At 55.2% G+C, this 2,632-nt stretch carries 2 protein-coding genes; both read right to left on the reverse strand.

Annotation, left to right across the window (positions count from 1 at the left end; translation table 11 throughout):
- Positions 1-7 precede the first annotated feature (7 nt).
- Positions 8-841: a hypothetical protein gene (locus tag LC354_RS27300; protein ID WP_223429078.1), complete on the reverse strand. Its 834-nt coding sequence runs from the start codon at positions 839-841 to the stop codon at positions 8-10.
- A complete protein-coding gene (gene tnpC, locus LC354_RS27305; RefSeq protein ID WP_223429079.1) occupies positions 838-2,529 on the reverse strand; it encodes an IS66 family transposase in 1,692 nt (563 codons plus the stop codon). Before tnpC ends, LC354_RS27300 begins: the two co-directional genes overlap by 4 nt.
- Positions 2,530-2,632: the final 103 nt, after the last annotated feature.

The following is a 2,632-nucleotide window of genomic DNA, read 5'->3' on the forward strand; positions in this document are numbered from 1 at the left end:
GTAAACATCAACGCTGTTTCATCTGATCGTTGATACGTTGGGCCAACTTTTGAGTCTTGGGTGTATCCAGTTCCTCGAATTCACTTGCGATGAGGGCCTGGTGAGGCGGATTTTCCAATGCGTATCTTCCGATTTCAACAGTGATGTCGTCATCGGCGATAGATAAGAGCGCTTGGATCGTTTGACTGGTTGGATTTTTGCGGAACTCAGCAAGCAATCCTGCCCTTGCGCTGGTATGGCCCAGATTCCCCGCCGCTGTCAGAGCGGCTCGTCGGACTGAAGGGTCTGGATCACTGAACCCGATTTCCAAAGTACTTCTCTGCGGGTTGCTTGATTGTATAAGGGTGAAGGCTTGGGCCCGGACTGTTGGTGCGTCGTGTTCCAGCCATGGCAAAATTTGTGCCTGAGGCAGGTTCAAGCCTACGCTCACAGCGGCTTGCAACACAAACGGGAGCAAGCTGTCTGGCAAGTCCTGTGCGGCAAGGATCTTGCTGATTTCTTTTTTTGCAGCTTCATTCCCAATGACGCTGAGAGTTTCCAAGGCAAGCTTTTGTTCTGGCAAAGGGGTCGCAATTCCGAACCCCTTGAACCGGTTCCAAAGTGCAACGAGACCCGGAACGGCTATATCTCCCAAACCCCGTTCCACAATCATCGCGCACAGCAGGTCGACGTTGGACAGTGTAGCCTTGGCTGTCTTCTCGACGAGGTCTTTGTCGGACAAACCTTCAAGATTTCCATCGCCCATATCCTGCTGCGGGGTGCCTGGCCCATAGCAAGGCCCGCGATCTTCAAACAGATCACCTTGCTCTGGGGATGGCTCTGAAGCACGGGGACTGATCATGCCGCTATAGCGCTTTGTTCCTGCGCCTCGATCATTTCCTGATAGGCCCACGGCATGAGATCGTTGATACGGTTGGCTGGATGATCCTGGATGCGTTCCAGCACCCACGCGAGCCAGGCTTCGGGGTTTACCTTGTTCATCTTGGCGGTTTCGATGAGGGTGTATGCGATGGCGGCGGAGTTTCCACCTGCTTCTGATCCCATAAATAGATAATTTTTACGTCCAACGGCCACAGGGCGCACTGCGTTCTCAGCTGTGTTGTTGTCCAGCTCAAGAAATCCGTGATCAAGATAGGGCCGTGCCTTTGGCAGGCGCGCAAGCGCATATTTGATCGCCTTGGCCAGCGGCGTCTTACTGGATATCTTGCCCAGTTGCTCTTTGAGCCAAACCTCTAGGTCGTCAAAGATCGGCTTAGCGTATTCCTGACGCAGGGACACGCGTTCAGATGCTGGCAGGAACCGCGCTTGCGTCTCAACACCATAGAGCTTCTTGACCCGCAGCACAGCTTCGCCTGCCACAGGCAGCTTTGTGCTTTCATAAAGGTCAAAGAACTCACGTCGCACATGGGCCATGCAGGCCATCTCTTTGATGCGTCCCGTTCGGTAGGCGTCATTATACCCAGCATAGGCGTCCGCGTGGGCAAAGCCCTCGTAGGTCGCCAGATGCTGACTGGGATGCTCCGCCCCACGGCTGGTGGAGAATTGGTACCACACCGCAGGTGGTGTTCCGCTGGCCCAAGTATTTTCTTTTCTGGCGTAGACCCACAGCCGCGCTGTTTTGGTCTTGTTCTTTCCTTTGCCATTGCCCTTCTGGAGCAGCTTGACCGTTGTGTCGTCCATGAAGATCGCCTGCGCCTCAAAGACGTGATCGCGGATTGCATCTGAGACGCGTTCCAGCAGCTTGCTGCATTTACCAACCCATCCCGCCATGAGCGACCCGCTCAGATCAATGCCTTCATTGGCAAACATCTGGCTCTGGCGATACAGCGGCAGATGATAGCCGTATTTGCAGCACAGGATGTGGGCCATCAGCGCGGGGCCCACAAAGCTCTTTGGAATGGGGCGGCTTGGCATCTCGGCTTGGACGACTGCTTCACAACAGGTGCAGGCCAGACGCGGGCGTCCAAGTTGGTTCACGATGTAATAGCCAGGCACATACTCCAACTCTTCCATCACATCGGTTCCCAGCACTTTGAAGCTGCCGCCGCAATCGGTGCAGGCGTCACTGGGGGTGATGGTCTTTTGGACTCGCTTCAGCCCCTTTGGGAAAGGTTTGCGCTTGCGCGGCGTGCGGGGCGGCTTGGCGTCTGCGTCAGATGACGCATCTTCATCATCCGTCTCAGCAGCTTGTTCGATCTCAAGTTCTTCAAGGATCAACTCCAGCACCAACTGTGCGCTGCTTTCCGACTTTGAGCCAAAGCGGTGCTTGTTGTGACCGTGAAGTTGCAGGCGCAGATCGGCGATGATGGTGTCTCGGTTCTGGATGGCGCGCGCATGTGCGGTGCGCTCGACACTCAGGGCCGCGCCCACGGATGCCATCTCATCCTTGAGGCGTTTCTGCGCTGCTGCATGGCTCAGCGATAGGCCCAACATCTCTGCATCCTTACGGCCCAATTCTGCCGCTTGCGCGGCAAATAACGCCTGCACTTCAGGGGGCAGATTAGCCAGATTTGGAAGGGTCTTACTCATGCCATTACATACCAAATCTCGGGCATCATGGGAATCCCCCAAAGGCAAAAACCAAAGCAAAATATAAGCCTATCCCACCATGGAGGGACGCCAGGTCTTTTGC

The sequence above is a fragment of the Tateyamaria pelophila genome (assembly GCF_019966495.1).
Classification (GTDB): Bacteria; Pseudomonadota; Alphaproteobacteria; order Rhodobacterales; family Rhodobacteraceae; genus Tateyamaria; species Tateyamaria pelophila.

Excerpts from the sequence above, each read along its gene's own strand:
- tnpC (WP_223429079.1), bottom strand. The coding sequence starts at position 2,529 with ATGAGTAAGACCCTTCCAAATCTGGCTAATCTGCCCCCTGAAGTGCAG.
- LC354_RS27300 (WP_223429078.1), bottom strand. The coding sequence starts at position 841 with ATGATCAGTCCCCGTGCTTCAGAGCCATCCCCAGAGCAAGGTGATCTG.